Raw genomic sequence first — 26,987 nt, forward strand, 5'->3', positions numbered from 1 at the left:
AGGAGAATCAACATGCCTATGTGTTCCATTTTTGCCGATCATAAATCCGAAGAGCGCTATTCCAAGCTCTCGCTCGCCTATACGACCGACGAAGAACGCCAACTGATCGAAGAAACGATCGAGGCGTGTACTCCCTTGTGCTCAATCCAGCCGACCATTTACGGCGGTGCCGTCACCGGCGGAAAACGGATGATCACGATCGAATACCATGACGACTGCGACCGCGAAGGGGGCAACGTGTTCGAAGCGATCATCAAAAAACTGGGAATAGAGGAATGTCATTGACCATCAACCCCTCGGATCTGAGTGTCCAGCGTCTTAAAGAGTTCGCCGAAGGGAACGAAACCTTCCAGAAAACCTACTTCCGCAAGAATGAAGCGCAACTGCTCAAACTTGCAAAAGAAGGTCAAAACCCCAAGACCCTTTTCATCGGATGTTCGGATTCACGGGTCATTCCCGACCTGATCGTCCAGTCCAATCCCGGCGATTTATTCGTTATCCGAAACGTCGGAAACTTCGTCGCTCCCTACAAACCCGACGAGGATTTTCACTCGACCGCGGCGGGAATCGAATACGCCGTGAACGTCCTGGGAGTCTCCGAGATCATCATCTGCGGACATTCTCACTGCGGGGCGATCGAATCGCTGTACAAAACGACGTGCGATACGTCGATGGTCCATACGGCCAAATGGCTGACTCTGGGAGAAAAAGCCAAATCGATGGCATTGATCGCACTGGGAGACAACGCCCCTAAGGACAATCTCCTGCGGACAACCGAGCAACTCTCGATCATCACCCAGATCGAAAACCTTCTCACCTACCCTTACGTCAAAAAACTGGTGGACTCGGATAAACTGTTCATCCACGGGTGGTACTACGATATCGAAACCGGAACGATCGATTACTACGATCCCGATTCCTACCAGTTCCGACCGCTCAGCGATCTCGCCGAATAATCCGTTCTTTTTCCGTCCCTTTGCGGGACGCTCTTTTTACCAATCCAGAAACAAAAACAGCGCCGAGAGAAAATAGTTCGCGACGAAAATCGCCACCGCCGAATAGACGACCGCATAGATCGTCGACTCTCCGACCCCTCTGGCTCCGCCTGTTGTATGGTAGCCGATGTAGCTGCCGATGGCACTGACGATGTAGCCGAAAACGGCGGCTTTGATGACGCCGGTCATGATGTCGTCGAATTCTCCCAGCCGCATCAGCGTATCCTGGTAAACGACCGGATTGATCCCCAAAACTCCCGTCGAAATCAGATAACCGGCACCTATGGCGATGAAATCGAACCAGACGACCAGCAGGGGAAGCGAAATGATCGTCGCTACGATGCGCGGAGAGATCAGGTACTCTTTGGAATCGACCCCCAGGATGTCGATTGCGTCGATCTGTTCGCTCACCCGCATCGTCCCCAGTTCCGCCGCCATCGCGCTGATGGAGCGCGAAATCAGCATCAAGGCCGCGAACACGGGCCCCAGTTCGCGCGTAATCGAAAAATAGACGGTATAGCCGATAAAATTTTCGGCGCCGAACTGGTGGAACCCGTTGTAAAGCTGTATCGCCAGCACCATTCCGGTAAAAACGGCGGTCAGCGTAATAACCCCCATACACCCCATCCCGATAACTTCGATCTGGGTCAGAAAAATTTTGGGGCGGCGCAGTACGTACGGAAAGAGTGCAAAAAGTCTGACCTGGAACAGAATAAACGCCCCGAATCTCTCAATCGTGTCGAAAAAACGGACGAACGGACGGCCGACGTAACCCAATAGCCTCTCTATCATTGCACTATTCCTTGTTTTAATCGGGTAAGTTTACTCCAAGAAAGCCTAAAATTCAAAAGTTTCTCGCTACAATATCCATTATCTTACCAAACAACCGGAGCAACGGATGGCTGAAAAAGAAGAAGAACAGACCGCAGAAGGCGGAGAAAAGAAAAAATCGAACCTGCTGCTGATCATTATCATCATCGTACTGGTGCTCGTACTGGCGATCGGCGGGGCCATTGCATTTTTGATGATGGGTAACGATGATGCGGCGGGCGAAGCGGCTCACGGAGCCAAAAAAGAAGCCGCGGCCGCGCCGCATGCCGACGAAGCCGAAAGCGAAGCGGGCCCTTCGGATTCTTCCCTGACCGAAGTGGGACTGATGTACCCGCTTGACGTTTTCACGGTCAATCTCCTTTCCGAAAGCGGACGCCGTTATCTGAAAGTCGAGATCAACCTTGAAATCGAGGGGGAAGAACTTAGCCCTGAACTCGATACGAAAAAACCGATTTTCCGCGATATCATTATCCGGATTCTCTCTTCCAAATCGCTCGAAGAAATTTCGACGATCAAAGGAAAAGAGAAACTCAAAGAACAGATCGTCGACGAGATCAACATGCGTCTTAAAGACGGTAAAGTCAAAAACGTCTACTTCACCGATTTCGTGGTGCAATGATCGGAATCGACCTGGTCAAAACGCAGAGGATGGAACGGCTACTGGGCCGTTTCGGCGAACGGGGGCTTTCCCGTTTCCTCTCCCCCGATGAAATTCTCCTCGTCAAAAACCACCGTAACGCCGCCGGGTTCTGGGCCGCCAAGGAAGCATGCGCCAAAGCGCTTGGATGCGGCATCGGGGCCGAGTGCGGATTTCACGATATCATCCTCTCCAAAAACCCCAAAGGTGCACCGCTGATCGATCTGTCCGAACGGGTCAAAACGGCGTTCGCTATCGAAAATCTCAGCGTCTCGATCACCCATGACGGCGACTACGCGATCGCCGTCGTCGCCCTTGAACGGCACAGGGCTTAACCCTTCTCTTATCGCCTCTGGGTTATGATTTTAGCATCATTACGAGGAATCCCATGAACGCCATTACCGTCACCAAAAACGCCGCCCGATCCTTACGCAATTTCTTTTGCTGGGTTTACAGCAACGAACTGATCGCCCCGGACGATATTGCCGATGGAGAGATCGTCGATATCCTTGCACCCGATGGGACATTTCTCGCGCGGGGGTATCTCAACCGCAAAAGCACGATTTCGGTACGGGTCCTCGCGTTTGAGCGCCGAGAGATCGACGCTTCGTTTTTCGAAGAACGGATCCGGTCGGCCTACGTCAAACGCAAGGCCATAGCCGGATGCGCCGACGCTTACCGCGTCGTCCACTCCGAAGCCGATTTTCTCCCGGGTCTCATCGTCGACAGCTACAACGGCTATCTTGCGATTCAGATCAACACCCTGGGAATGGAACGGCTGCGCGCCCCGATCATCGATGCCCTCCGAAAGGTCCTCAACCCCATCGGCATCATTGACAAATCCGATGCCAAAGTACGCGCCAAAGAGGGACTCGAGACCCGTAATGGCGTCATTTCCGGTACGGTTCCCGAAACCGTTACGATCACTGAAAACGGGATCAAATTCAGCGTCAACCTTCACGAAGGGCAAAAAACGGGCTTCTACCTCGACCAACGCCGTAACCGTCGTATCAGTGCGGAATATGTCGGCGAGGGGATGCGTGTTTTGGATGTTTTCTGCAATGCCGGAGGTTTCGGTCTCTACGCCCTGCGCAACGGTGCCGACGTCCGGTTTGTCGATCTCTCCGAACATGCCCTGACGCAAGTCCGGCACAACCTCGAACTCAACGGTTTTCCAGAGTGCGACATCATCCGCCAGGACGCTTTCGATTTCCTGACCCTCGAAAAAACGACGCCGAACCGCTATGACGCGGTTTTCCTCGACCCTCCCCCGTTTGCCAAAACGAAAAAAGAGGCCGAGGGGGCAATCAAGGGGTTCAAATTTCTTTTTTCGGCGGGCCTGTCGTTGACCAAACCGGGGGGGATCGTCGCACTCTACTCCTGCTCGCACCATATCGGAGAAGACACCCTCCTCGAGATCGCCCGCGAAGCTTCCGCCAAGGCGGGGGTCCCGTTGGAGGTTCTGGAGCTTCAGCGCGCAGACAATGATCATCCCTACATTCTCAATATCCCGAATTCCGCCTATCTCAGCGGAATCATCGTTCGTAAAACCGTATTATAGGAGTCATGATGGAACAACTCGTAACCGTACAAAAATACGCCGCAATGCACCGCCTGAGCATCCATACCGTCATCAAAAAGACGATGAACGGTGAGCTCAAAAGCGTCGAAAAAGAAGAAGACGGCAAAAAAACGACCTACATTCTCCTCTCATCCCAGCCCCATGCCCCGGTTCAAGTGTCCGAGTCTCCCGCACCCTCCGATCCTGTCGACGAAGAAATCGATTATAAAAAAGCGTACGAAGACCTTCACACCGAATACCTGATTCTCAAAACGCGCTACGAAAAACTTCTTGCCGCTTCCTCTGACTCCGGGCACTAAGTCTCAGGAGGGGGTGCGTTCATTCCCCTGCATCGTATCGATGTAGCCGCATACGTCCGTATTGTCGTTACAGGGAGGGTTCGAAGCGCTTTTTTCGAAATCGGCCAGATTGGCCGAAACGAAATTCCAGTTGACCCGTTTCCACCACCCTTCCAGATAGTCGGGACGCGCATTGCGGTAGTCGATGTAATAGGCGTGTTCCCATACGTCGCAGGTCAGAAGCGGTGTTTCTCCCTGTCGTAGGGGGGTATCGGCGTTGGAGGTCGTCCGCAGCTCGAGCCGCCCCTCCTTTGTCATCACCAGCCAGGTCCATCCCGATCCGAACAGCCCTATCGCCGCATTCACAAAAGCCTCTTTGAAACGCTCGGCCGATCCGAAATCGCGTTCGATCAACGCGCTCAGACGTGCCGAGGGTTCGGTCACAGAACCGCTAAGCCCTTTCCAGTAAAAATCGTGGTTGTATACCTGTGCGGCATTGTTGAATACAGGACCTGTGGCATTTTGAATAATCTGTTCGAGATTCATCGATTCGTATTCGGTGCCGGCGATAAGGGCATTGAGCTTGTTGACGTACGCGGCATGGTGCTTGCCGTAATGGTATGAAAGCGTTTCGGCGGAAATAGAAGGTTCGAGCGACGAAGGCTCGAAAGGGAGTTTCATCAATTCGTGAAGCATGGGAAACCTCCTGAAACGAAAGTATCATCCATCATCTTAGCCTACGAGGCTGAAAGAATCCCAACGCCGTTTCGATCCGAGGCAAGCTTCAGGCAAGGTTCAGCGGTACGGTCCGCTTCATCCCCCGCCGACAAAATCGAGCAGTTCGACTGTATCCCCTTCGTGCAAAACGGCGCTGTTCCACCCGTCTTGCTTCACGATCTGCATGTTCACCGCCGCAGCCATCACTTTGGCCTCGATGCCGAGCGAACGGATCAGTTCCAAAAGGGTCGTATTTTCGGAAACCTCACGGGTTTCGCCGTTTACTTTGATGTGCATACTCTCTCCTACATCGACATTTTTATGAGTTGGGCGATCTGGAAAAACTCCTTGGCGATCGCGAAATCGTACGCCGTTGCCCCGTCGTTGTTTTTAAGATGGGGATCGGCTTTGGCTTTAAGGAGAAAATCGACGATTTTCTCATTCCCGCTGAACGCCGCCTGGTGCAGGGGGGTGATGCCGTCTTTATTGGCCAGATTCACGTCCGCGCCGCGCAGGACGACGAACGTCACGAGGTCGAGGTCTTTTTTCTTGACCGCCAGGATGAGCGGCGTGTTGCCGTTGTTATCCTGAAAATTGATATCGGCTCCGCATTCGAGCAGGTAGGCGGCCATTTTGGTGTCTGAGAGCTTGATCGCGACGTGCAGGGCACTCAGTCCCGCGGCATTGGCTTCGTCGACCTTGTGTCCCGCCCGGATATGGCGTTCCATCGACTGCCGGTCTCCATCGAACGCCGCATCGTGCAGCACTCCCGCGCCGGCGGATGCCGCTAGCACGAAAAACGGGATTATCCACCGCATCATCGTTTCTTATTCCTTTACGAACCGTATCATTTTGAACCGTTCCCCCATCAGCGAAGGGGTAATGAGTATTTTGGCTTTTTCGAGCTCTTGTTTGTAGATCGCTTCGCCGGCGCGTTCCTTGAGGATCGCAAGCAGATCGAGAATCCCCATCTCCACGAGCGCCACAAGCTGCGTCGCATACTGGGCGCAAACGACGCCTTCGTTTTCAAACGCCTCTTTTACGTGGGTGAAATTGACGTCGTAGGTGATGTCGCTTCGGCCGAACGCTTCATTCATGTCGAGCGCTTCGTCAAAGAGCGGGTAGACCTGGTGTTCACGATAGACGCGGATCGAAAAATCGCTTCGCGCCTGCAATTCGCCGTAATCGAAACTGACGAATTCGAAACGTTCCGCCGCCTTGCGCATCGCCTGAGCAAACGACTCGTATCCTCGCGCAATTTCGCCCCGATCCTGCTTATATTTTTCGGCCAGCTCCGTTATTTCAGGATCGTCGATGTCGAAGAGGACTTTCCCCTCTTCGACGCGGCCCGTTTTCCCTTTGTAAAACAATTCGCAGGGAAACGCGTCGAAAATCTCGTTCGCGACGAAAAAGGCGCACCGTTCGGAGACTTCCGTCAAATCGCCGTAGTGTTCGAGCTTCACCGCGTTGCCGAACGATTCGTCGAAATAATTTTGCTGCGCCGTTCGAAGCGCTTCGAACCGTTCGACGATTCCGAACCGAAGCGTCTGCAGAAGCTGCGGACGCAGCGTATGGATGAATTCGATGATATCGGCGAGCAGGTAGCCGTGATGGGCGCCGATTTCACAGATCAGCGCGTCGCTTCGCAAAAACCCCTCGTCGATGCGTCGGACGATGTGATTGGCGATCGTTCCCCCGAAGAACTTGGAGGTACTCACCGCCGTATAGAAATCCCCTTTTTTGCCGATCGGGCGGTACGAGGCGTAATACCCCTGTTCTCCGTACAGCCACTCTTGCATATAGTCGCTAAAACGCACGAATAGCCTTAGAGGGACGCCATCGCTTTTTCAAGACGCGCGAACCCTTCGTCAATGTCCGCTTTGGTGATCGTCAGCGGCGGCAGGAAACGGAGGGTATTGCGTCCGGCTTTGAGGACGAGTACCCCCGCCTCACGCGCGGCGTTGATGATTTTGGAGAGGGTGTCCCCGTCGGCCACTCTAAGCCCCCGCATCATGCCAAGTCCCACGTGTTCGAGGAAAATGGCCGGATGAGCGGCGGCAAAGCGGGCCAGCGACTCTTCGAAATAGATCAGCATATGATCAAGTTCCCCGCTTTGCTTGAGTTCGGAGAGGATGTCGAGCACCTCGTTCGCCGCTGCGGTGGAGAGATAATTGCCGCCGAACGTCGAGCCGTGGTCGCCGGGGGCGAAAATATCTTTTTTGCTCGTCATCACCACGCCGATCGGTACGCCCCCGCCCAGCCCTTTGGCCAGTGTGATCACGTCGGGTTCGATTCCGTAGAGGTTCGACGCCAGAAACTCGCCCGTGCGGTAAATACCCGTCTGCACTTCGTCGACCATCAGCAAAATATCGCGCGATTTGAGCAGCGCGGCCAGTGCCTGGACTTTCTGGCGATCCTGCGGTTGCACGCCCCCTTCCCCCTGCACCAGTTCGATCATGACCGCGACAGTATGATCGTCCAGCAACGATTCGATCTCATCGATGTTTTTGGCATACACGAAACCGTCGGGAAACGGCCCGAAATAGTTGTGCATCGATTCCTGACCCGTCGCTTTGAGCGCCGTGATCGTCCGGCCGTGGAACGAATGCTGCAGCGTGATGATTTTGTACCGTTTGGGCTGACCGTTTTCCTCACCGTATTTGCGGGCAATTTTGATCGCCCCCTCGTTCGCCTCGGCACCGCTGTTTCCGAAAAAACATTTCATGTCGTATCCGCTTTGCTCGACGATCCGGCGGGCACATTCGGCCTGCGGTTCGATCAGGTAAAGGTTCGAGACATGGATGATCCGCGACGCCTGCTCGCAGATCGCTTTGGTAAGGCGGTCATTGCCATGGCCGACGCTGCATACCGCGATCCCCGCGGCAAAATCGACGTATTCTTTCCCTTCACTGTCGACGAGGAGGGCATTCATCCCTTTCACAAAACTGACGTTCTGGCGCCCATAGGTGGGCAATACATAATTTTCAAAATTTTTTGTCATAACGTTTCAACCTTTAGTGTGTGTTCTTGATAGACGGCGCATTCCCCCTCGTAGCTCAACCACGCGGGCGTCAGGACGTTCACATCGGGTGTCCCCGAATAAATCAGGACGCAATCTTTCCGAAGCCGCCCGTCCCACGCGACTTCCATTTCGACGCTCCCCGAGGGGGAGGAGAGACGAACCCGCCTCCCCTCTTCGAACCCCGCATCGGGATGGAAAAAAGCGGCCGATTCGCGGTAGAACTGCGAATTGAGCCCTTTGGGATGCTTGGGGGTGATGAGATGAAACCCTTCCCTTTCCTCGAGCCTCGCCTCAACCTCGTCGGGAAAAACGAATTCCCCCTCTTCAAACCCCTCCGAATACGGGATATCGGGGATGGAGGAGCGGTATGTCACCCCTTCGCGTTCGATTGCCTGATCGCGGAAATGCTCCAGATACTCCTCTTCCCCCAGAAGGGGAAAGCCGAACGTATCGCACAGCCTTCGGGCCACTTCATACTCGCCGATCCCGATATCGCTTTGGTGGATTTTGCGCATCTCCTGCAGCGTGTAGTCTCCGTACGAACTGCGGAAATCGTTTTTTTCGAGAAAACTCTTTGCCGGAATCACCAGATCCGAAGCGCGGGAAGTTTCGTTTTCGTACAACCCGAAATAGACACGGAACCCCGCCTGTGAAAACGATTGACGTACCCGGTTGGAGTCGGGCATCTGGGCAAGGGGGTTCGCTCCCTGAACGAAAACGCAATTATACTTCGAAAAATCGACGGTAGGCTTCGAAACCTTTTTGGCAATGCTCCGAAACGGGGAATCGACCCCCACCGATGAATCCCCCAGAAAGCTGACGCCGCACCCCTCTTTGCCGAACAGCCCCATCACCGCCCCAAACGCGTCGATGGCACGAAGCACCTCGGCGCCGTTTCGGTATTTCTGCACCCCGGCACCGACGAGAATCGCCGTTCTTTTCCCCTGAATGAGCGAGAGCATATCGCCGATCTGCCCCAGGGATACATCAATCGCATCGAGGGTCGCCTTGATACGGATGCTTTGGGTAAGTTCGTAAAACTCCTCGACGTCGCCCGCATGTTCTTCCAGCCATTCCCGGTCGTGAGAACCTTCGATGATCGCGAAACGGCTCAGCAGCAGTGCCAGGTGCAAATCGCCCCGTGGCTTGATTTTTATGTGCAGATCGGCTTTCCGGGCCAGTTCCGTCTCGACCGGATCGATCACGATCAGCGTCTTGGCGTTCAAAAACGGCAAAAGATGCGAATGGGTCGCATGAGGATTGCGTCCCCACACGACCACCGCTTCGGCATGTGCGATCATCTGGGGGGAAAGGACGTAGTTGCGTCCGCGTCCCGTTTCGATACCGGCGGCACCGGCACCGTCGCACAGCGATCCGGAGGTACCGACCGCGTCGTAGTGGGCAAAAAAATGTTCGACGCTGCGCTGCATCAGAGCCACATTGCCGCTTCCTCGGTAATAGAGCACTTCGCGCGGTTTACTCTCCTCAAGCCGCTTTTCCAACGCCCTCAGTGCTTCGTCCATGCTCACTTCCCGGCCGTGAAGGCGGGGGGCGGGAATTCGGGGATACTCGCCGTAATGGTTGAGATTCGGGCACAGGTATCCGCGGGTGATCGGATGGGTCTTATCCCCTTTGGGCATCCCGTTTTCATCAATAACGATTCGACAGGCGTCGTAACAATCCAGAGGACAGGCAGTCGTTTTCATCTTTCAAGGTTCCCGGCATGGCGCGCCGCGACGGCACGCTGCGTTCTTCTTTCACAGGGATTTAAGCGTATTTTACACTGCCCCCCCTTGCATTAAGTAAAAAAAAACGATGAATTTCGATATGATTAAGGGATTAAAAACAAATGGGGAAATAATGTCTCTTTTAGAACATGTCGATGCCGCAACCAACCTGGCAAAAAACAACGAAGTCCAACTGCTCGTTTTTAAAATCGACGATGCGCCCGAATCGCCCTATTATGCGATCAATGTATTCAAAACGCGTGAAGTCGTCGAAGCCAAACGCCATTACCTCACGCAGATCCCCGGGGCCCATCCGCTGCTGGAAGGGACGATCGTTCTGCGCGAGCTTCAGATTCCGATTCTCAACCTGCCCAAATGGCTGGACGTCGAACTGAGCGAAGAAAAACGCAAAGCATCCAATCTCCTGATCTGCGACTTCAACGGCATTATCATCGGCATCCGGATCATGTACGCCTACCGCGTCGTCAAAAAAAACTGGAACGAAATGCACGCCCCGGACAGCTACCGGATGGGAGAAGACGGTCTTGTCATCAATGACACCCGCCTCGACGACGGCAGCCTGTGCCTCGTACTCGATTACGAAAAGCTTCTCGCCGATGTCATCCCCCAGGCGATGGTCAACGTCGACCAGGCCGCGGCAAGCATCAAAAACCTCCCGCTTCCCGAAAAACTCAAACACGGCACGGTTCTCATCGCCGAAGATTCCAAAACGGCGCAGCGGCATCTCCGCCAGATTTTCGAACACGCCCACGTCGGCTATCAGATCTTCAACAACGGAAAAGACCTGGTCAACTACATTGCCAAACACCCCGACCCTTCATCCATTCCGGCGATCATTACCGATATCGAAATGCCCGAAATGTCAGGGTTCACGGTCATCCAAAGACTCAAGGGCAACCCTTCGACCAAGGCGATCCCCATCATCGTCAACAGCTCCATGACGGGTGAAAACAACAAACGCGAAGCGGCAAGTCTCGGAGCCGACGGCTTTATCGACAAAACCAAAAGCGAAAACATTCTCAGCCTCATCATCGAAAAAATGGGACCGTCAAAAAACAATCTTCTCCCCCGCTAAGGGCGGGCCCCTCTTCCTCGCTTTTCAAATGCATTGCTATTGTATTGCCCGGTTTTAAGTACGGAGAGATCCGCAGGCGTCAAGCCGGCTACACTGCCGATGGAAATATTGTACGGAAAGAAAACAGTGGATGATCGGGGAGAGGAACTCCCCCCTTATGTGAAACAGTGAAGCGGATTATTTGAAAAGAGCGATCATGACACCCGCGGCAACCGCCGAACCGATAACACCGGCTACGTTCGGTCCCATCGCGTGCATGAGAAGCATATTCGTAGGATCTTCTTTCATACCCTCTTTGTGTGAAACACGTGCCGCCATCGGTACGGCGGAAACACCGGCCGAACCGATCAGCGGATTGATTTTCTCTTTGCTGAAAAGGTTCATGAATTTCGCCATCAGAACCCCGGCGGCCGTCCCTGCGGAGAAGGCCAACAAACCGAGCATCAAAATCGCCAGCGTATCGACAACCAGGAACTGATCGGAGGCCAGTTTGGACCCGACGCCCAGCCCGAGGAAAATCGTAACGATGTTGATCAGGGCGTTTTGCATCGTGTCGCTCAGACGATCGACCACTCCGGTCTCTTTAAAGAAATTACCGAGCGCAAACGCACCGACCAGCGGAGCGGCATCCGGAAGAATCAACACGACCAGCATCAACACGATAATCGGGAAAATCAGCTTTTCCAGACGCGTCACGTGACGCAATGTTTTCATTTTGATTTTACGCTCTTCGGGAGTCGTCAACGCACGCATAATCGGAGGCTGGATGATCGGTACCAGGGCCATGTACGAATACGATGCGACCGCGATTGCCCCGAGCAGTTCCGGTGCCAAAGCCGAAGCGATAAAGATCGACGTCGGGCCGTCGGCTCCGCCGATGATACTGATCGCCGCCGATTGCTGCAGCGTGAAATCGAAAACCGTCGTATACTGGCTCAGCGCGTATGCACCGACGAGTGTTCCGAAAATACCGAACTGTGCCGCACCGCCCAGAAGCGAAAGCTTCGGATTCGCAAGCAAAGGCCCGAAATCGGTCATCGCACCGACTCCCATGAAGATCAGGAGCGGAAACAGACCGCTGGAGATCCCCATGCTGTAGATGATTCCCAAAAATCCTTCCGGCCCTGCAATGTTCGCGATCGGAATATTGGCCAAAAGGCCTCCGAACGCGATCGGCAGCAGCAGTAAAGGCTCGAAACCTTTGGCAATTGCCAGGTAAAAGAGGATAAACGTCACAAAGAACATGATCGTACGGCCCCATGTCTGGTGGAAATCGCTCATCGGTTCGCCGTGCGCGGTCAAAACACCCTCTTTGGGATTGAGCAGGGCATTGATGCCGGTCGTCTGATAAAAGCTATCGAGCATCTCGCCTGCCGACATCGGCTGATACGTCTCTTCACGGTGGGTACTGACCGCCGCATGAGCCGTCGCGTTGTTTTCTACCGCTGCCGCCGCAGGGGCGGCATTTGATGCCATGCCTGCGGTCGCGAACGTCCAAACGGCGATCAAAGAAAATAGAAGTTTTTTCATCCGTCACTTATCCTATGATGGCGAGCGCTTGGCCCTCGACCACTTTGTCGTTCGGGCGGACAAGGATGCTTTGAACCACACCGTTGCACGGAGCGACGATGTCGACTTCCATTTTCATCGATTCGAGGATCATGATTTTGTCCCCTTCGTTGACAGCCGTACCGGCTTCCGCGATAATTTTCCACACCGCACCCGGCAGCATGGCGCGCACTTCGGCACCTTCCTGGACCGGCAGCTCGTCGCGCGCTTCGGCTGCGGTAGCCACATGAGGGACAACCTGAACGTCGACGTTGCCCGCAGCGATTTGAACGTTGTATTTTTGACCGTCTACGACAACAGTATAGTTTCCGGTAGCGTTTGACATTTTTTTGGTTCCTTCTGATTTGATTGGTGTTGGCACATGACCCGCAGGCACTACGGCTTCGGGAATGTTTTTACGGACGTTGACCTCTGCGTTTCCTTTGAGGAACGAGATCCCCTTTTCATCGCATGACGCAGCAATGAAAATATTTTCGTCATTGACGGCGATCCCTTCGTCTTCCAGACGTTTCGTCCAGAACGCGATCGATTTCGTCTCGTCTTTGTCGGCCAGATCGATGGCGTTTTCAGTCGTCGGCTCGAGTCCGAGCTGTTCTGATGCGATCTTGACGATCTCGGCATCCGGAGCAACCGGAGTTTTTCCGAAATACCCAAGAACCATCCGTCCGTATCCCGGAGCGATTTTTTTCCAAGGTCCCATCAGCGCGTTGTTCAGCGCCTGCTGGAAATAGAACTGGGAGACCGGCGTAACCGAAGTGCCGTATCCCCCTTTTTCGACCACTTCGCGCATCGCGCGGATCACTTCGGGGTAGCGGTTCAGGATATTGTTGTCGCGCATCATCTGCGTATTGGCCGTAAGCGCGCCTCCGGGCATCGGAGAGAACGGGATCAGAGGCGATACCTGCGTCGCTTCGGGCGGCATGAAATAGTCTTTGAGGCAGTCGGTGAGGACATCCTCGTATTTGAGGATTTTCTCGAGTTCAAGCCCGCCGAGATCGAAGTTTTTCCCTTTGACCGCATGCAGCATCGTCAGGATATCGGGCTGCGACGTACCGCCGCTGACCGGAGCCGCGGCAAGATCGATACCGTCTACGCCCGCTTCGAGCGCCGCCATGTAGCACGCGACGCTGACCCCTGCCGTTTCATGCGTGTGCAGACGCAGATGGGTCCCTTCCGGAACGAGACGGCGTGCCATCTGGATCGTCTCATACACTTTTTGCGGGCTAGAAGTACCGCTGGCATCTTTGAAACAGATCGAATCGTACGGGATTCCCGAATCGAGGATCGCGCGCAGGGTTTTCTCGTAAAACGCGCCGTCGTGGGCACCGACGCACCCCGGAGGAAGATCCATCATCGTAACGACGACTTCGTGCTTCAAACCGTGATGAACGATCCGTTCTGCGGAGTATTTGAGGTTCTCGACGTCGTTTAGGGCATCGAAATTGCGAATCGTGGTCGTTCCGTGTTTTTTGAACATTTTGGCGTGGAGGTCGACCATCTCACGGCTTCCCGTATCGAGCATCACCGTATTGACGCCGCGTGCGAGGGTCTGGAGATTGGCATCGGGTCCGACGATGGCGCGAAAACGGTCCATCATGTCAAACGCGTTTTCGTTCAGGTAAAAGAAAAGACTTTGAAAGCGTGCGCCGCCACCGAATTCGAAATGGCGGATTCCCGCTTCTTTCGCCGCTTCGACTGCGGGGAAGAAATCTTCCATGAGAACGCGTCCGCCGAAAACCGACTGGAATCCGTCGCGGAACGTCGTATCCATGATATCAATGTATTTTTTGGCCATTTAGATTCCTAGTTCTGGGTAATTTGATGATGGTGGATCGCGGCGGCTATCGCTGCCACTTTTGCCTTGTCATCACTGCGTTTAGCCTGTGCTCTGGGAGTCGGTTCAGGCGCTTTTGGGGCTTCTGGGAAATATTTGTTGATCATTTTGGACATCAGTACCGTCATGTAGTTCATGATAATCAAGAACAAAAAAACGGTACCCATGCCCAACAACATGATTTTGACGCTTTCGAAAAACACGCGCTTTCCTTTTGTTTGTAATCAAATCGTAACGCGCAGATTTTATCCAAACGATGTTTAAATATTATTTACCGGAATGCGCTTGTGCCGACCGAGTGGAAAAAATGTTACTCTTCGCTATTTTTAAAATTTGATTGGCTACAATCGCGTCATCAAATACACAAAGAGGTGCTCTCATGGATTTAACCAAAATCGGCTACGGCGAAAACCCGGACAAAGTTAAAGCGATCATCGAAATCGCGTGCGGTTCAAACATCAAATACGAAGTGGAAAAAGAGAGCGGCGCACTGGTACTGGATCGTGTAATGCACTCGGCGATGTACTATCCGGCAAACTACGGTTTCGTCAACAAAACCCTCTCCCAGGACGGCGATCCGGCGGATATCCTCATCCTGACCGAATATCCTATGGTTGAGGGATGCGTCACCAACTGCCGCCTTGTGGGTGTGCTTATCATGGAAGACGAAAGCGGCATCGACGAAAAACTCCTCGCGGTCCCGACGTCCAAAATCGATCCGACGTTCGAAGAGATCCAGGATTTGGGCGACATTCCCCAACACACGCTGGCCAAAATCAAAAACTTCTTCGAAACCTACAAAATGCTCGAACCGGGTAAATGGGTCAAAGTCAAAGGGTTTGAAAACAAAGCCGCCGCAACCAAAATCCTTCAAGACGCCATCAACAACTACAAAGAGTAAAGCGTATGATCGATTTTGGCTCCCAGGAAATTTTTGCGTACGCCATTTTCGGGCTGATCCTGAATTTTTTGTTCTCGATCGCCTTTGGCCTCTACCTGAGCAAAAACATCGGAGTCGAAGAGATGATCCTCTCCAAAGGGAACCGGATACAGCCGTGGTGGCTTTCGCTCTCGCTGGCCGTTCCCTACGCCAAAATGGCCATCACCCTCTACCGGGTTGCCATTTTGCAGTTTTACTTTCTCGATCGCGGACTCACCCACAAAGAGTTCTGGATCTATCTGACCAGCAACGATTAAACTCTCTTTTTTAACTACTTATTCTTCTTCTTTAATACACAACGATTTGATCGACGTTTCGTAAAGCCCTTTTTTGAGTTTTTCCGCCGCCGTCTGGGCCCGCTGGAGCTTTGCGTCCCATTCGGGATTGCGGAATGCGGGATCGCGAACGGCCAGACCTTCGCGCAACAGCATCTCGCTGTAGCTTTCAGGGCCGTTCGCGTAGAGGACGCATCCTCCCTGAATCAGCTGGAAATGGTACGACTGACGCGGATGCAGGTGGATAAGCGCGTGTTTTCGGTGTGAAGGATGAGCGCGCCAGTAACGTTCGATCTCTTGTTTGCATGCCTCGGGCTGCGGCGCCTGCGAGACCATTTTTTCCAGTCCGATAATACCGAACGGTTCGCACGAAAAAGGGATGTTTCGATAAAGCATCCGTATTTTTTCGTTCGATTCGATCCGGTCAAGCAGCGCGACGCTGATATCGGCATGCAAAACCGTCGCCGCCAGATGAAAGAGGCTAAAGAGGATAATTTTTGTTTCTTTTTTACTCATCGCAGTGTTTTTGAACTCTTTTTTTGTCTCGTTTAGAAATATTTTTGGGTCTAAACTTAAATCAACAGCCACATTTACAGCATAATAAAACATGTTATAACAGCATTTTCAGCCAAACTTAACGAACGGTTTCCCGCCATACGGTAGCTTACACCAGATTTCTATTAGTTTTTCTTAACTGATTTATTTAAAAATATTACGCAATGGTTACGGCTTTGCTTATACCTTAAAATTTCACATCCAATTTAGGAGGTGCAGATTTTGAGATTTCTTGCCCTGATTGCCTTGCTGGCTGTGTCACTTTTGAGTGACGACGTCATCAACAAAATGACTCCGAAACAACTCTATGTTTTGCAAACGGTACGGGATGTCGCCAAAAGTATTCCCGACAAAAACGGCAGAACGTACGAGAACACGCTCAGCGCCATTTGTCTGACCGAAAGCAGTGCCGGAAAGAATATCATCGGAGATTTCCGAAAGAAAAAATCGATCACGAAAGCATCGCTCGGACCGATGCAGATCCGTATCGCCACCGCCCGCCATGTATCGCAGAACGTTAAAAAGCTACGCTGGCTCAACGATCTCAGCGATGCACAACTGGCAGGACGGCTCCTTGGCGATATCAAACTTTCGGCCAAAATCGCAACCCATTACCTGGTTTTGCTCCAGAACAACCGCAAAGACCATTTCTATGCGATCAGCGGATACAACGGGGGACTTTCCAACCGTCCCTACTACAACCGCGTCATGAAAAACATGGACCTGGTCAACCGTCTCCTCTCGTCGGGCAAAATCTCCTGATCCGTCCGGAGAGGCCCCCTCTTTTCCCCGATTATTAGGTTATAATGCTCCCAGCACTCGCCGGGAGGTCTGCATGAATGATGAAAAGCTCAAAATCGTACTGGCGCTTTTAAGCGGTATTATTTTCAGTCTCGTCTTCATTCTGCTCGCTTTCGTTCTTCCGCTGAAAGAAGACCCCAATCCCAAAACGCTCGATACCCAGCTCAAAAAAATTTCCGAAGGGATCCGAGCCGGAAAACCGCCGCCGCCGCCGAATCAGTAATCCTTTTCTTTGTAACCAGCACCTTTTTTTGGGTTATTTTTAACATCGTTGGTGATACAATTTCGTTCTTAATATTACAAAACGGTTACAAAGGTGTTCCGCATGATTAATCTTTCTACGATTAAGGGCAAACTCATCGCCCTGTTGGTGCTGAGTTTCATCAGTTATATCACGGTCGCATATATGGCATATTCAAACAACAATGATGCCGGTAAAACGATGGAAAGAATGCTTCTGATCGGGGACATGCGCGCGCATGCCAACGGTTCGATGATGGAGCTTCGCGGCTATCAGCTGCTTTACACGGACGATAGACTTCAAGCTTACCGCGAGCGCAATGCCAAATTTGAAAAAGCGACGAAAGACCTGATCGCGATTACACGTTCAAAAGAAAACAAAGAGCGTTTGAACACCATCTTGAAACATCATAAAGAGTGGCAAGCGCTGAACGAGCCCCGCATCCAGATCATCAGCGAAAATGAAAATGACATCCACAGCCTTGAATTCGCTTCGACCGAAGAGGGTAAAAAGCTTCAGGCGATCACCAAACAATCGGCCGAGCTGTACGAACAACTGGTCAAACAGCAGCGGGAATTGATCGATGAAATGTCAAAACGCAACATCGAAACCCTTAATTCCAACGCTGTCTTCATGGAGGTGATCATTTTCATCAGCGCCGCGGTGATGATGGGAGTTTTCTTTTTTATCATTCGTACGATAACCGCATCGATCGGCCGCTTGGAAGAGACAATCGAAGCCGTTGCGCAAAACCGCGACTTTACCCGCAACGTCAAGATCGAAGGGAACGACGAACTGAGCCTGATGAGTGCGAAAATCAACGAACTCGTTAACTTGCTGCGCGATTCGTTCCAGGGGATCCGTTCGACGTCGAGCGAAAACCTCTCGGTATCGGCGGAACTCTCCGCAACGACCCTCTCGATAGGAAAAGCGGCCGAGGAAGAGGCCAAAATCGTCACCCAGACGACCGCCGAATCGGATCAGATGAAAGAGGCGATGAAAGCTTCGGCCCTCGAAGCCCAATCCGTACGGGACAAAGCGCTCAATGCCCGTGAAAACCTCCTCGAAGCCCAGTCGGCACTCCACAACACGATCGAACAGCTCTCGCTCACGGTCCAGATGGAAGGGGAGATCAACGAGCGGCTCAATTCGCTCTCCAACGAAGCGTCCCAGGTCAAACAGGTCCTCACCGTGATCGCCGACATCGCCGACCAGACGAACCTCCTCGCCCTCAATGCCGCGATCGAAGCGGCGCGCGCCGGTGAACACGGCCGGGGCTTCGCCGTCGTCGCCGACGAGGTGCGCAAGCTGGCCGAACGGACCCAGAAAAGTCTGATCGAAACCAATGCGACCGTCAACGTCATCGTCCAGTCGATCAACGACATCACCGATCAGATGAACCACAACACCCAGCGGATCGAAAAACTCGCCGGTGCATCGGCCGAAGTGAGCGATCACACCGAAATCGCCGTCAGCGCGCTGGCCGATACCGTTCAGGCGATCGAGAGACTCTCGGCCGATTCGCAGACCAATGCCGACACGACCGACCGGATTATCCAGAAAATCGAGAACATCAACAAACTTTCGACCTCCAACGCGCGGAGCGTCGAAGAGATCGCCGCGGCCGCCGAGCACCTGCACCAGATGACCGAACGCCTCACCGACCAGATTTCGGTTTTCCGTACCTGACGTCAGGTACGGGCGAATTCGTCCATCATCCGGATGATCTCCTCGGGAGCGAGGATGTATCCGGCAGCCCCTTTTTCGATTGCCCGCGCGGGCATTCCGAAAACGGGGGAACTCTTTTCGTCCTGACATACCGTCACTCCCCCCTTCGAAGCGATACGTACCATCCCCTCGACTCCGTCATCCCCGATCCCCGTCAACAGAATCGCCAGTATCGATTGACCAGGCCATAAAGCCGCAGCGCTGAAAAACATGTCGTCGACGCTGGGGATGAAGTCGTGGCGTTCACCCCGGTCTCCTTCGAGATGGCGAACGGCCAAACGCCCTTCCCCCCCGTCCGCGGCAAACGTCAGATGGCTTCCGCCGTGCGCGACGACGATCATCCCGCCTTCGAGAAGAAGGCGGTCGGACGATTCGACGACACGGTTCGAGGTGCAGTTCTGGAGTCTTGAAGCAAACGAGCTGCTCAGTCCGGAGGGAAAATGCTGAACGATGCAGATGGGATAGGGGTAATCACCCATCACGCCGCTGATCAGCTTTTCAATCACACCCGGACCGCCTGTGGAAGCGCCGATGAGAACGATCTTGGAAGGGGTCGGACGGTACATCAAAACATCTCAGGAACGCACGGTGTAGTATTTCACACCGTCGGTGTAATGTTCGTTCAATTCGCTCGGGGTGGAATGGATATCGGCATGACCGAAGAAAAAAAGACTCTTTGGCCCTTTGGCCAATGCGCACAACGCCCTGATGGCGGCGTGAACGGTCGGAGGATCGAAATAGATCAGCATGTTACGCGAGAGAAGGTAATCGAATGTCCCCAGTCGCTTCATCTGCGGATCGAAAACGTTCATCGCCTCGAAACGGACATGCGAACGGATCGAATCCCTGATCCGGTATTTCTCCCCTTCGGGATCGAAATAGCGATCGATCAACGTATCGGAGAGGCGGTGAAGCGACCTCTTGCTGTACAGACCGCTTCGCGCCCGTTCGATCGCTTCGGTATTGATATCGATCGAGACGATCTCGATACGGCTCATATCGGCTCCCGCTTCGCTCAGCGCAATGGCGATCGTGTAGGGTTCTTCCCCCGTCGATCCCGGAGCGCACAATATCCGCGCGCCGAAACGGGACGAGGCCGCATGACGTGCGATATACTCGATCTGCCCCATCTCCCGGAAAAAATAGGTTTCGTTGACCGTCAGAAAATTAACCAGCGCTTCCATCACCGGTTCCTCCCGACGCAACGCATTCAAAAGGGAAGCGTACGAAGCATAGCCGCGATCTCTGGCGAAATGGGCCAGCTTGGTCGCGGTAATCGATTTTTTTTGCTCGAAGGTGATCCCCGTTTTTGCCGTAAAGTAGGAAAAAACCTCATCGGGGTTGCTGAAATCTTCGATTACTTCCGCAACCGGCGGTTCGGATTTCGTTTTTTGGGTTCGAAACCATTTCAGCACGGCATCGTCTTTTGGCAGATTTCGGCATCGACAAGGCGGACGAGATTACGTCCTTCGCGTTTGGCCTTGAACAAAGCGCAATCGACGTGGGCGATGTTTTCGTGAACGCTTAGGGTACGGTCCATTTCCCCCACTCCGATACTGATCGTCACCGTCCCGTACGTTTTGAACGGGTGTTCCGCCACCGCCGAACGGAGGTTTTCGGCAACCGATACCGCCTGCTCCAACCCCGTATGCGGCAGGATGACGATAAATTCTTCGCCGCCCCACCGGCCGACGATATCGATGGAACGGACATTCTTCCGGAAGATGCCCGCAAGCTCGCAAAGAACCGTATCTCCCGCCTGGTGGCCGTAGGTGTCGTTGATCGTTTTGAAGTAGTCGATGTCGATCAGCATGACCGAGGTGCGGTATTCCGGATAACGCGAAAGGACCGTTTTCTCTTCGATCAGTCGCTGATCGGTCTTTTGACGGTTGTAAAGCCCCGTCAGTTTGTCGGTGATCGACATCTCACGCAGTTTTGTATTCAGACGCCGAAGATCGTAATAGCGCCATCCGAACATCAGCGATCCGAGTATGATGAACCCGAATGTTTTATAGATAACATCCCGGTCGATCCAGGGGACCTCTTCGACCGTCGACATCCAGCGGTTGTAGATCCCCTGCATCGTCCCCTCGTCGAGATTCCGAACCGATTTTTCGAAAATCGAATGCAAGATCGGCTGATCGCTGCGCGTGGCAACCCGCAATTCGTCTTTTTCGTACAGGCGCGACGAAACTTTGAGAGTGCCGGCGTACTCTTTTTGGACGTAGGAGGTGGCGACTGCCAGGTTGTCGATGTATCCGAACAGCTCCCCCCGCTCGACCATCTCCAGCCCCTCGGTGATCGAGGCGACCTCCACGATCGACACCTCTTTATACTGTTCTCGAAGGCGCCCGAGGGTTGCGTACCCTTTGACCACGCCGATTTTTTTCCCTTTGAGGTCGTTCAGGTTTTCGCTGAAAGGCTTTTCGACCGTGGTCACCAGCACGAGCGGAAAAGTCAGGTAAGGTTCGGTGAAATCGAGGTAGGCCAGCCTTTGGGGCGTCTCCCCCGAGAGGGAAAGGATATCGCACCGACGGGATTTTACGTATTGCAGCGATTGTTCCCACGAAGCGGTTCGAACCAGTTCGATCGGCGTTCCGAGCTTTTTTTCAAAATGGTCCATCACCTCAGCGGCCATACCGATGTGCCTGCCCTCGCGGATCGCTTCGAGCGGATACCATTCGGGATCGACGCACATGAGAATCTTTTTCTTATTCAGCAGATACTCTTTTTCCTCAGGGCTCAGTTCGAGCCCCTTGTCCGAAGCGGCCATGATGTCGTTGAACATAAACCGCCCGAGTTTCTGGTCCGAGCGCAGCAGCCCCGCCTGCGAAAGCTGCTTGAAGGCGCGCACGGTGAGTTCGGGATTGACTTCGCCGACTTTGTAAAAATCGGTCAGCATCAGGTCTTTGGTGACTTTCGCCTCATACAGCAGCGCTTCGCGGGACTTGTTGGTGGCGTATTTGCGCAGGAGGATATCGACGATCTCGTCCGAATGGGCCAGCGCATAGTGCCAGCCGCGGTTCGTCGCCTGGATGAAACGCCGGGTCCGTTCGGTATGCTTCAGAGCTTCGGCGGGGGAGGTGAAGAGGTTGACCGCACTCATCACGAACCCGTAATCGGCGGGGTCGATCGTTTCGTATTCGATCCCCGCCTTATCGAGATAATAGAGTTCGTTGGAGCGGAAAACGCTCATCACGTCGACTTTACCGTTGACGAAATCGTCGACGTGGAACGTATGATCGACGAAACGGGCATTTTTCTCGGTAACCCCGAAATGCCCCAGCATCAGCCCAAGCGTACTGTATTTGAACTCGTCTTTCGTCCCCATGATCGTTTTGCCCACCATTTGCGAAGGCTTCGAAATCCCTTTTCGGGCGACAAAAATAAGCGGCGAGTGCTGGTAGTACGTCCCAAGCAAGACAATCGGTTTCAGACGCCCGGCATCGATGACGATACTGGTGTTGTACAACCCGTACGTCGCTTTGCGGCTGAGGACGTCGGCAACGGTATCGACCCCTTCACGGTATTCGCGCAGCTCGACGTCCAGACCCGCGTCCCGGTAAAACCCTTTCTCTTTGGCCGCGATAAACCCGGCGTATTCGAACTGAAACTTCCACGACATCTGCACCGAAACTTTTTCGAGAGGCACCTGCGCAAACAGGGGTGCCGCCATAATCAAAACGAAAAAAAATAATCTCACCGAATCCCTTGTTATCGTCGTCTGCGTCTATTATCAACACTTTTTTCGATTATACGATAAATGTTGCTTAAATCAGAGAAAAAAACGCCTAAAAATTAATTTTTTTCACTATGGCGGTTTTCTATACCGCTCTTAATCCCCCGGGTGATACAACTATCCGAAGATACCTTACGCAAGGAGACGCTATGAAACGGATTATCGCCATCTACAACGAGCATAAAAACAGCATCCAGTTTTACCTGCGCCATACCCTCGCCCATTTTTCGCCCCGATCCACCGAGGCTAAAGATCTCCGACGGCTGTTCGAAACCGAAAAATCGGCGGAAGTGGTCTATGCCGTCAACACCGCATTTATCCAGTCCACTCCAAGCTACGGCCGGAACTACGTCGATACCGAGCGCGAAGGGGCCGACAAATCGTTTTATTTCCAATGGGTCAGTTTCGACAAGGAATCGATCCACATCAGCAATCCCTATCTCCATCCAATGAACGGACGGCCGACCCTTACGGCGGTCAAACTCGAAGAAGGGCGCTACGTCGTCGCCGATTTCGATATGCTCCGACTCCTCGAATCGCTCCGGCTGATCGAACACAACAGCGCGTTCGAGAAGATCAATAAAGCGGTAATGGGGAGCGGCGGGATTTTACTGGGAAGTGTCGCGGTGTTCTTGATTTTTTACGGCGCGATGATTTTTGTGCGGATGCTCTTTGCACCCCACTCCTCAGAGGAGGTGATGCACGAGATATTCACCTCGATCATCTCGATCACGATCGGACTGGCGATCTATGACCTGGCAAAAACGCTCATCGAAAACGAGGTGCTGTTCAAAAAAATCGATTACGGCAGCAACCTTCAGAGCAAAGTGTTGAGTAAATTCCTCACCTCCATCATTATCGCCCTCTCGATCGAATCGCTGATGGCCGTCTTTAAAATCGTTCTGGACGATTACAGTAAGATCATCAACGCTTTTTATCTCATTACGGGGGTCACCATGCTGATCGTGGGAACGGGGATCTACAACCGCTTCTCCGAACGCAAGCAGAACGAAAACGGTTAAAACCGCTTCTATGGTATCATTAAGACCATGATACAGCTCAAAACCGACGGCCGCGTCAGTATTATCCTCCCCAATACCAACAAGGCGCTTGCCGAAGCGCTCAAAAGCGCTACCCCCGAACAGCTCTCCACCCTCAAAGAGGGGAAAGACGTCAGGTCTCTGCTCGCTTCGGTCTTTCAGGATAAAACCGCCTCGGCCAAATCAGACCAGATGCTCCTCGATATTCTCAAAAACGCTTCGGCGTTCAAGCAGATGGGGAACTTTTCGGACAATCTCGGCATTTTGATCAAGGAACTCAAAAATTTTCCGGAACTCTCCCCCAAAACCGAGTCCCTCGCGCCGTTTTTCAAACAAGCCGCCGCCATCAGCGGCCCGACGCTCCAAACACAGCTGAAAGAAAGCGGCGTCTTTATGGAATCGAAAATCGCCCGGGCACTCGACACCCTTCCTACCCTGAAAAAAACCCTTGAAGCGCTGGAAACCCTCCTCGTGCAGAGCAATCGCCCGCAGATGAAAGAACAGGCGCGTATTCTTGCCGAACTGCTTAAAAGCCCGGTCTTACCGCAAGAGATCCCCGACTCCAAAAGCAGTCCGGAACCGAAATTTTCGCCCGCCCCCAAAGCGGCGGCGGCCTTCTCCGAAACGCTCAGAGGGTTCGTCGAGGGGCTGCGCGCTTCATTGGCCAAAAACGACCTCCTCTACACCAAAGAGACCGCCGTACTGATCGATAAAATCGTCTCCGCCGCCGCGTCGCTGGAACCTCTTGCAACCCCTCCTTCCCCGCAGGCCGCGCAGGAGCTCAAAACCGCTCTCGGCGAGCTCTACGCGCTGCTGCTGCGCAGTACCGACCCTGCGTCCGATACACTGCTTGATTCGATCGAAACGCTTCTGAGGTCGGTACAGTCCCCCTCCGCGACCGAGGGGGCGATCCGAAACGGTATCGAACGGCTGGCCGAAACGTTCAAAGCGCTCCTCGCGTCCGCCGATTCTTCCCTCTCCGAAGCGTTGCCCGCCCTGCTCTCGCAAATCGCCGAATTTGCCGATCCCGAAGCGCTGAACATCGACGGGCTTCTGGATAAGTCACTCAGCGGCGATCTCAAAGCCCGGCTCCTCACCCTCTCCGAGGAGCTGCGGACCTCTCCCGATCCAAAAGCGCCCGAACTGCGCGAGCACGTCGACAAACTCCTCACCCAGATCGATTACCATCAGCTCCTCTCGGGGCTGGGCAGTTCGACGTCGATCTATTTTCCTTTCGCCTGGGAACTGCTCGAAGAGGGTTCGCTGGGGTTTAAAAAAACCGAAGGGAAAAAATTCTATTGCGAGATCAACCTTCGCCTCAAAGAGTACGGAGAACTGAACCTGATGATGGCCCTCTACGACGACACCCAGATCGAAATCCAGGCGCATGCGGAAAATCCCGAGTTCAAAACGCTGCTTGCCGACAACGTATCGGAACTCAGAAGCCTCCTGATCGATGCGGGGCTAACCCCCAGACGGATACGGATCACCGAGATGAAAGAGCCCCTCCTTGCGGCGGGATACCAGGACAACGGAACCGGGCACGATCACGGATTCGAGGTGACCGTATGAAAAAAGCGGTAGCATTGCGCTACGACCGCGAAAAAGAGAACGCGCCGCGCGTCGTCGCCTCGGGCAAAGGGAGCAGTGCCGAGAACATCATCAAAGTCGCCGAACTGCACAACCTGCCGATCCGCCGCGACGAAGACCTCGTCGAACTGCTCAGCAAGGTCGAAATCGACCGCGAAATACCCGAAAAACTCTACGTCGCGGTTGCCGAAGTGTTCCGATTCATCTATGCACTTACCAACAAACCCAAATAATGCTACACTTGCGCCATGAAAACGACACACGAACGATTTTGGGAAACCAAACGGCTGGATGAACTGAACTTTGATGAATGGGAAGCACTCTGCGACGGGTGCGGACTGTGCTGCCTGCACCGCCTCCAGGGCGAAGAAGAGGACGATCCGATCCTCACGACGCGGGTCGTCTGCCGATGCTACGATCTAGCGCGCGGATGCTGCGGCGACTACGCGAACCGCTTCGAGCGGGTCGAAGGGTGTACGCAGCTGACCGTAGAGCGGGCCGCCGAATTCGACTGGCTCCCCGAAACGTGTGCCTACCGTCTCCGTCATCACGGATTGCCGCTTCCCTCCTGGCACCCTCTCATCAGCGGTTCGCCCCAAGGGGCGAAACAACACGGCGTCCCGGCGCTCGGGGCCGTCCTCGAAACCGACGAGATCGATCTCGAAGAGTACATTATCGACTGATTATTCCGCCCCGAAACGGACGAAGATTTCCCGGATTTCCGCTTCGCTTCCGACGAACAGATCGACCAATACGGGATCGAAATGTTCCCCTTTTTCACGGATGATCAGCGCCATCGCCTCTTCGAAGCTCCACGCTTTTTTATAGGGACGGACCGAGGTGAGCGCATCGAATACGTCGGCAATCGCAACGATCCGGCCATAGAGCGGTATCTCTTCGCCCTTTAGGCCGTAGGGGTATCCCGTACCGTTGTATTTTTCATGATGGGAACGGGCGATCACCGCCCCCGCGGCGAGATAGGGGTTCTGGGCATCGGCGAGAATCTCGTAGCCGACGTCGCTGTGGGCTTTCATCCGCTCAAATTCCCCTTCATCGAGTTTGCCGGGTTTGAGGAGCACCGCATCCTCGATCCCCACTTTCCCTATGTCGTGCAGCGGGGCGGCGTAAAAGATAAGCTCCTGTTCCTCTTCGTCCAGTCCGCAGAGGCGCGCGAGCATTTTCGAGTAATGGGCCACGCGGGCGATGTGCGACCCGGTTTCGGGATCTTTGTATTCGGCGGTTCGGGAGAGGATCCGGAGTGCTTCGTGCTCGCGTTCTTTGAGCGCTTCGCGCGAACGCTCCTCGATACGGAGAATGTGGATGTTTTTGACGCGGAGTTTGACTTCGGTCTGCGAATAAGGCTTGATCAGAAAATCGTTGACCCCTTTGGCAAACGCCTGTTCGCGGACCGATTCTTCCTCGTTTCCGGTGATCATGATGCTCTTGATTTTGGGCTGGAGTTCTTTGGCCTTTTCCAGAAGTCCGATCCCGTCAAGGCCGGGCATGTTAAAATCGGTCATCAGCAGATCGGCTTCGTTCTCGCGGAGATATTCCAGGGCGGCGAAGGGGTTGTCGAATACACGGGGATCGTATCCTTCCTGCCGCACGATCACTTCGAGCAGCATCAGGTTAACCGACTCGTCATCGACAATGACGATTTTCATTCCGCTGTTCACCCGTTCCCCTTTGGCGGATCGGCCCGCATGATGAGCGGCCGGCCTTTTTGTATCGGGATATTATAGCGCCGATCGGCGCCGATCGGGCTTTTACGTATTATTTAAACGTCGAAA

31 protein-coding genes are annotated in these 26,987 nt (G+C 53.6%); 16 read left to right on the forward strand and 15 right to left on the reverse strand.

Annotated elements, in window-relative coordinates:
• Positions 1–12 precede the first annotated feature (12 nt).
• Positions 13–285 (forward strand): hypothetical protein, encoded by a 273-nt coding sequence (locus E0765_RS06335; protein ID WP_132812384.1) that lies wholly within the window; start codon positions 13–15, stop codon positions 283–285.
• On the forward strand, positions 276–956 hold the full coding sequence (locus tag E0765_RS06340) for a carbonic anhydrase (protein WP_132812385.1): 681 nt from the start codon (positions 276–278) through the stop codon (positions 954–956). Before E0765_RS06335 ends, E0765_RS06340 begins: the two co-directional genes overlap by 10 nt.
• Positions 957–992: 36 nt before the next feature.
• On the opposite strand, the gene E0765_RS06345 is transcribed toward E0765_RS06340, so the two are convergent.
• Positions 993–1,787 carry an ABC transporter permease gene (locus E0765_RS06345; RefSeq protein ID WP_132812386.1) on the reverse strand — a complete coding sequence of 265 codons (795 nt, stop codon included), beginning with the start codon at positions 1,785–1,787 and terminating at the stop codon, positions 993–995.
• A gap of 106 nt (positions 1,788–1,893) precedes the next feature.
• On the opposite strand from E0765_RS06345, the gene fliL reads away from it, so the two are divergent.
• The 4 genes from fliL to E0765_RS06365 are packed head-to-tail and all read left to right on the forward strand — an operon-like array spanning position 1,894 to position 4,344.
• Entirely contained in the window at positions 1,894–2,445 is a 552-nt protein-coding gene (gene fliL / locus E0765_RS06350) for a flagellar basal body-associated protein FliL (protein ID WP_132812387.1), read from the forward strand.
• A complete protein-coding gene (acpS, locus tag E0765_RS06355) occupies positions 2,442–2,798 on the forward strand; it encodes a holo-ACP synthase (protein ID WP_132812388.1) in 357 nt (118 codons plus the stop codon). Before fliL ends, acpS begins: the two co-directional genes overlap by 4 nt.
• 53 nt (positions 2,799–2,851) lie before the next feature.
• The gene (locus tag E0765_RS06360) at positions 2,852–4,024 is read left to right on the forward strand and encodes a class I SAM-dependent rRNA methyltransferase (protein WP_132812389.1); all 1,173 of its coding nucleotides are present in this window, start codon (positions 2,852–2,854) and stop codon (positions 4,022–4,024) included.
• Positions 4,025–4,032: 8 nt separating this feature from the next.
• Complete coding sequence (locus E0765_RS06365) at positions 4,033–4,344, forward strand: hypothetical protein (RefSeq protein WP_132812390.1); 312 nt, start codon at positions 4,033–4,035, stop codon at positions 4,342–4,344.
• Between the two features lie 3 nt (positions 4,345–4,347).
• Here the strand turns inward: E0765_RS06365 and E0765_RS06370 are convergent, their stop codons facing one another.
• The 6 genes from E0765_RS06370 to E0765_RS06395 all read right to left on the reverse strand — a co-directional run bounded on the left by E0765_RS06370 (position 4,348) and on the right by E0765_RS06395 (position 9,768).
• Positions 4,348–5,019, reverse strand: a complete 672-nt coding sequence (locus E0765_RS06370; RefSeq protein ID WP_132812391.1) for a superoxide dismutase — start codon at positions 5,017–5,019, stop codon at positions 4,348–4,350.
• 117 nt (positions 5,020–5,136) lie between these two features.
• On the reverse strand, positions 5,137–5,337 hold the full coding sequence (gene thiS / locus E0765_RS06375) for a sulfur carrier protein ThiS (RefSeq protein ID WP_132812392.1): 201 nt from the start codon (positions 5,335–5,337) through the stop codon (positions 5,137–5,139).
• Between the two features lie 8 nt (positions 5,338–5,345).
• The gene (locus E0765_RS06380) at positions 5,346–5,861 is read right to left on the reverse strand and encodes an ankyrin repeat domain-containing protein (RefSeq protein ID WP_132812393.1); all 516 of its coding nucleotides are present in this window, start codon (positions 5,859–5,861) and stop codon (positions 5,346–5,348) included.
• Between the two features lie 6 nt (positions 5,862–5,867).
• Positions 5,868–6,857 (reverse strand): SAM-dependent methyltransferase, encoded by a 990-nt coding sequence (locus tag E0765_RS06385; RefSeq protein WP_132812394.1) that lies wholly within the window; start codon positions 6,855–6,857, stop codon positions 5,868–5,870.
• An 8-nt stretch (positions 6,858–6,865) separates the two neighbouring features.
• A complete protein-coding gene (locus E0765_RS06390) occupies positions 6,866–8,041 on the reverse strand; it encodes an aspartate aminotransferase family protein (protein WP_132812395.1) in 1,176 nt (391 codons plus the stop codon).
• Positions 8,038–9,768: a molybdopterin-dependent oxidoreductase gene (locus E0765_RS06395; protein ID WP_132812396.1), complete on the reverse strand. Its 1,731-nt coding sequence runs from the start codon at positions 9,766–9,768 to the stop codon at positions 8,038–8,040. Before E0765_RS06395 ends, E0765_RS06390 begins: the two co-directional genes overlap by 4 nt.
• A gap of 154 nt (positions 9,769–9,922) precedes the next feature.
• Between E0765_RS06395 and E0765_RS06400 the strand changes: the two genes are divergently transcribed.
• Complete coding sequence (locus E0765_RS06400; RefSeq protein ID WP_132812397.1) at positions 9,923–10,885, forward strand: chemotaxis protein; 963 nt, start codon at positions 9,923–9,925, stop codon at positions 10,883–10,885.
• 177 nt (positions 10,886–11,062) lie between these two features.
• Here E0765_RS06400 and E0765_RS06405 read toward each other — a convergent pair whose 3' ends face one another.
• From E0765_RS06405 to E0765_RS06415, 3 genes are read right to left on the reverse strand one after another with little or no spacing between them, the layout of a single operon-like run.
• The gene (locus E0765_RS06405; protein WP_132812398.1) at positions 11,063–12,415 is read right to left on the reverse strand and encodes a sodium ion-translocating decarboxylase subunit beta; all 1,353 of its coding nucleotides are present in this window, start codon (positions 12,413–12,415) and stop codon (positions 11,063–11,065) included.
• A 7-nt stretch (positions 12,416–12,422) separates the two neighbouring features.
• Positions 12,423–14,249, reverse strand: coding sequence for a biotin/lipoyl-containing protein (locus tag E0765_RS06410; RefSeq protein WP_132812399.1), 1,827 nt, complete (start codon positions 14,247–14,249; stop codon positions 12,423–12,425).
• 8 nt (positions 14,250–14,257) lie between these two features.
• Positions 14,258–14,491: an OadG family protein gene (locus tag E0765_RS06415; protein WP_255417865.1), complete on the reverse strand. Its 234-nt coding sequence runs from the start codon at positions 14,489–14,491 to the stop codon at positions 14,258–14,260.
• A gap of 176 nt (positions 14,492–14,667) precedes the next feature.
• Between E0765_RS06415 and ppa the strand changes: the two genes are divergently transcribed.
• Both ppa and E0765_RS06425 read left to right on the forward strand, forming a co-directional pair.
• On the forward strand, positions 14,668–15,189 hold the full coding sequence (ppa, locus tag E0765_RS06420; protein WP_132812400.1) for an inorganic diphosphatase: 522 nt from the start codon (positions 14,668–14,670) through the stop codon (positions 15,187–15,189).
• 5 nt (positions 15,190–15,194) lie between these two features.
• Complete coding sequence (locus E0765_RS06425; RefSeq protein WP_132812401.1) at positions 15,195–15,485, forward strand: hypothetical protein; 291 nt, start codon at positions 15,195–15,197, stop codon at positions 15,483–15,485.
• An 18-nt stretch (positions 15,486–15,503) separates the two neighbouring features.
• Here E0765_RS06425 and E0765_RS06430 read toward each other — a convergent pair whose 3' ends face one another.
• The gene (locus tag E0765_RS06430; RefSeq protein WP_132812402.1) at positions 15,504–16,019 is read right to left on the reverse strand and encodes a hypothetical protein; all 516 of its coding nucleotides are present in this window, start codon (positions 16,017–16,019) and stop codon (positions 15,504–15,506) included.
• 261 nt (positions 16,020–16,280) lie between these two features.
• Here E0765_RS06430 and E0765_RS06435 point away from each other — a divergent pair, with 261 nt between their 5' ends.
• The 3 genes from E0765_RS06435 to E0765_RS06445 all read left to right on the forward strand — a co-directional run bounded on the left by E0765_RS06435 (position 16,281) and on the right by E0765_RS06445 (position 18,789).
• Positions 16,281–16,820, forward strand: a complete 540-nt coding sequence (locus tag E0765_RS06435; protein WP_132812403.1) for a transglycosylase SLT domain-containing protein — start codon at positions 16,281–16,283, stop codon at positions 16,818–16,820.
• Between the two features lie 73 nt (positions 16,821–16,893).
• Positions 16,894–17,082 (forward strand): hypothetical protein, encoded by a 189-nt coding sequence (locus E0765_RS06440; RefSeq protein ID WP_132812404.1) that lies wholly within the window; start codon positions 16,894–16,896, stop codon positions 17,080–17,082.
• Positions 17,083–17,184: 102 nt separating this feature from the next.
• On the forward strand, positions 17,185–18,789 hold the full coding sequence (locus tag E0765_RS06445) for a methyl-accepting chemotaxis protein (protein ID WP_132812405.1): 1,605 nt from the start codon (positions 17,185–17,187) through the stop codon (positions 18,787–18,789).
• A 2-nt stretch (positions 18,790–18,791) separates the two neighbouring features.
• Here the strand turns inward: E0765_RS06445 and E0765_RS06450 are convergent, their stop codons facing one another.
• From E0765_RS06450 to E0765_RS06460, 3 genes are read right to left on the reverse strand one after another with little or no spacing between them, the layout of a single operon-like run.
• Positions 18,792–19,394 (reverse strand): CheB methylesterase domain-containing protein, encoded by a 603-nt coding sequence (locus tag E0765_RS06450; protein ID WP_132812406.1) that lies wholly within the window; start codon positions 19,392–19,394, stop codon positions 18,792–18,794.
• A 9-nt stretch (positions 19,395–19,403) separates the two neighbouring features.
• Positions 19,404–20,243, reverse strand: coding sequence for a protein-glutamate O-methyltransferase CheR (locus E0765_RS06455; RefSeq protein ID WP_132812407.1), 840 nt, complete (start codon positions 20,241–20,243; stop codon positions 19,404–19,406).
• The gene (locus E0765_RS06460; RefSeq protein ID WP_255417866.1) at positions 20,237–22,531 is read right to left on the reverse strand and encodes a diguanylate cyclase; all 2,295 of its coding nucleotides are present in this window, start codon (positions 22,529–22,531) and stop codon (positions 20,237–20,239) included. Before E0765_RS06460 ends, E0765_RS06455 begins: the two co-directional genes overlap by 7 nt.
• Before the next feature lie 185 nt (positions 22,532–22,716).
• On the opposite strand from E0765_RS06460, the gene E0765_RS06465 reads away from it, so the two are divergent.
• Genes E0765_RS06465 through E0765_RS06480 form a run of 4 tightly spaced genes read left to right on the forward strand, consistent with a single transcriptional unit; the run spans position 22,717 to position 25,880 of the window.
• Complete coding sequence (locus E0765_RS06465; protein WP_132812408.1) at positions 22,717–23,589, forward strand: hypothetical protein; 873 nt, start codon at positions 22,717–22,719, stop codon at positions 23,587–23,589.
• Between the two features lie 27 nt (positions 23,590–23,616).
• A complete protein-coding gene (locus tag E0765_RS06470) occupies positions 23,617–25,179 on the forward strand; it encodes a flagellar hook-length control protein FliK (protein WP_132812409.1) in 1,563 nt (520 codons plus the stop codon).
• Positions 25,176–25,430, forward strand: a complete 255-nt coding sequence (locus tag E0765_RS06475; protein WP_132812410.1) for an EscU/YscU/HrcU family type III secretion system export apparatus switch protein — start codon at positions 25,176–25,178, stop codon at positions 25,428–25,430. Before E0765_RS06470 ends, E0765_RS06475 begins: the two co-directional genes overlap by 4 nt.
• 15 nt (positions 25,431–25,445) lie before the next feature.
• The gene (locus E0765_RS06480; protein WP_132812411.1) at positions 25,446–25,880 is read left to right on the forward strand and encodes a YcgN family cysteine cluster protein; all 435 of its coding nucleotides are present in this window, start codon (positions 25,446–25,448) and stop codon (positions 25,878–25,880) included.
• Here E0765_RS06480 and E0765_RS06485 read toward each other — a convergent pair whose 3' ends face one another.
• On the reverse strand, positions 25,881–26,873 hold the full coding sequence (locus E0765_RS06485; protein WP_255417867.1) for an HD-GYP domain-containing protein: 993 nt from the start codon (positions 26,871–26,873) through the stop codon (positions 25,881–25,883). It lies immediately after the preceding gene.
• Between the last annotated feature and the right edge of the window lie 114 nt (positions 26,874–26,987).

Origin of the sequence: Sulfuricurvum sp. IAE1 (genome assembly GCF_004347735.1) — a bacterium.
Taxonomy (GTDB): domain Bacteria; phylum Campylobacterota; class Campylobacteria; order Campylobacterales; family Sulfurimonadaceae; genus Sulfuricurvum.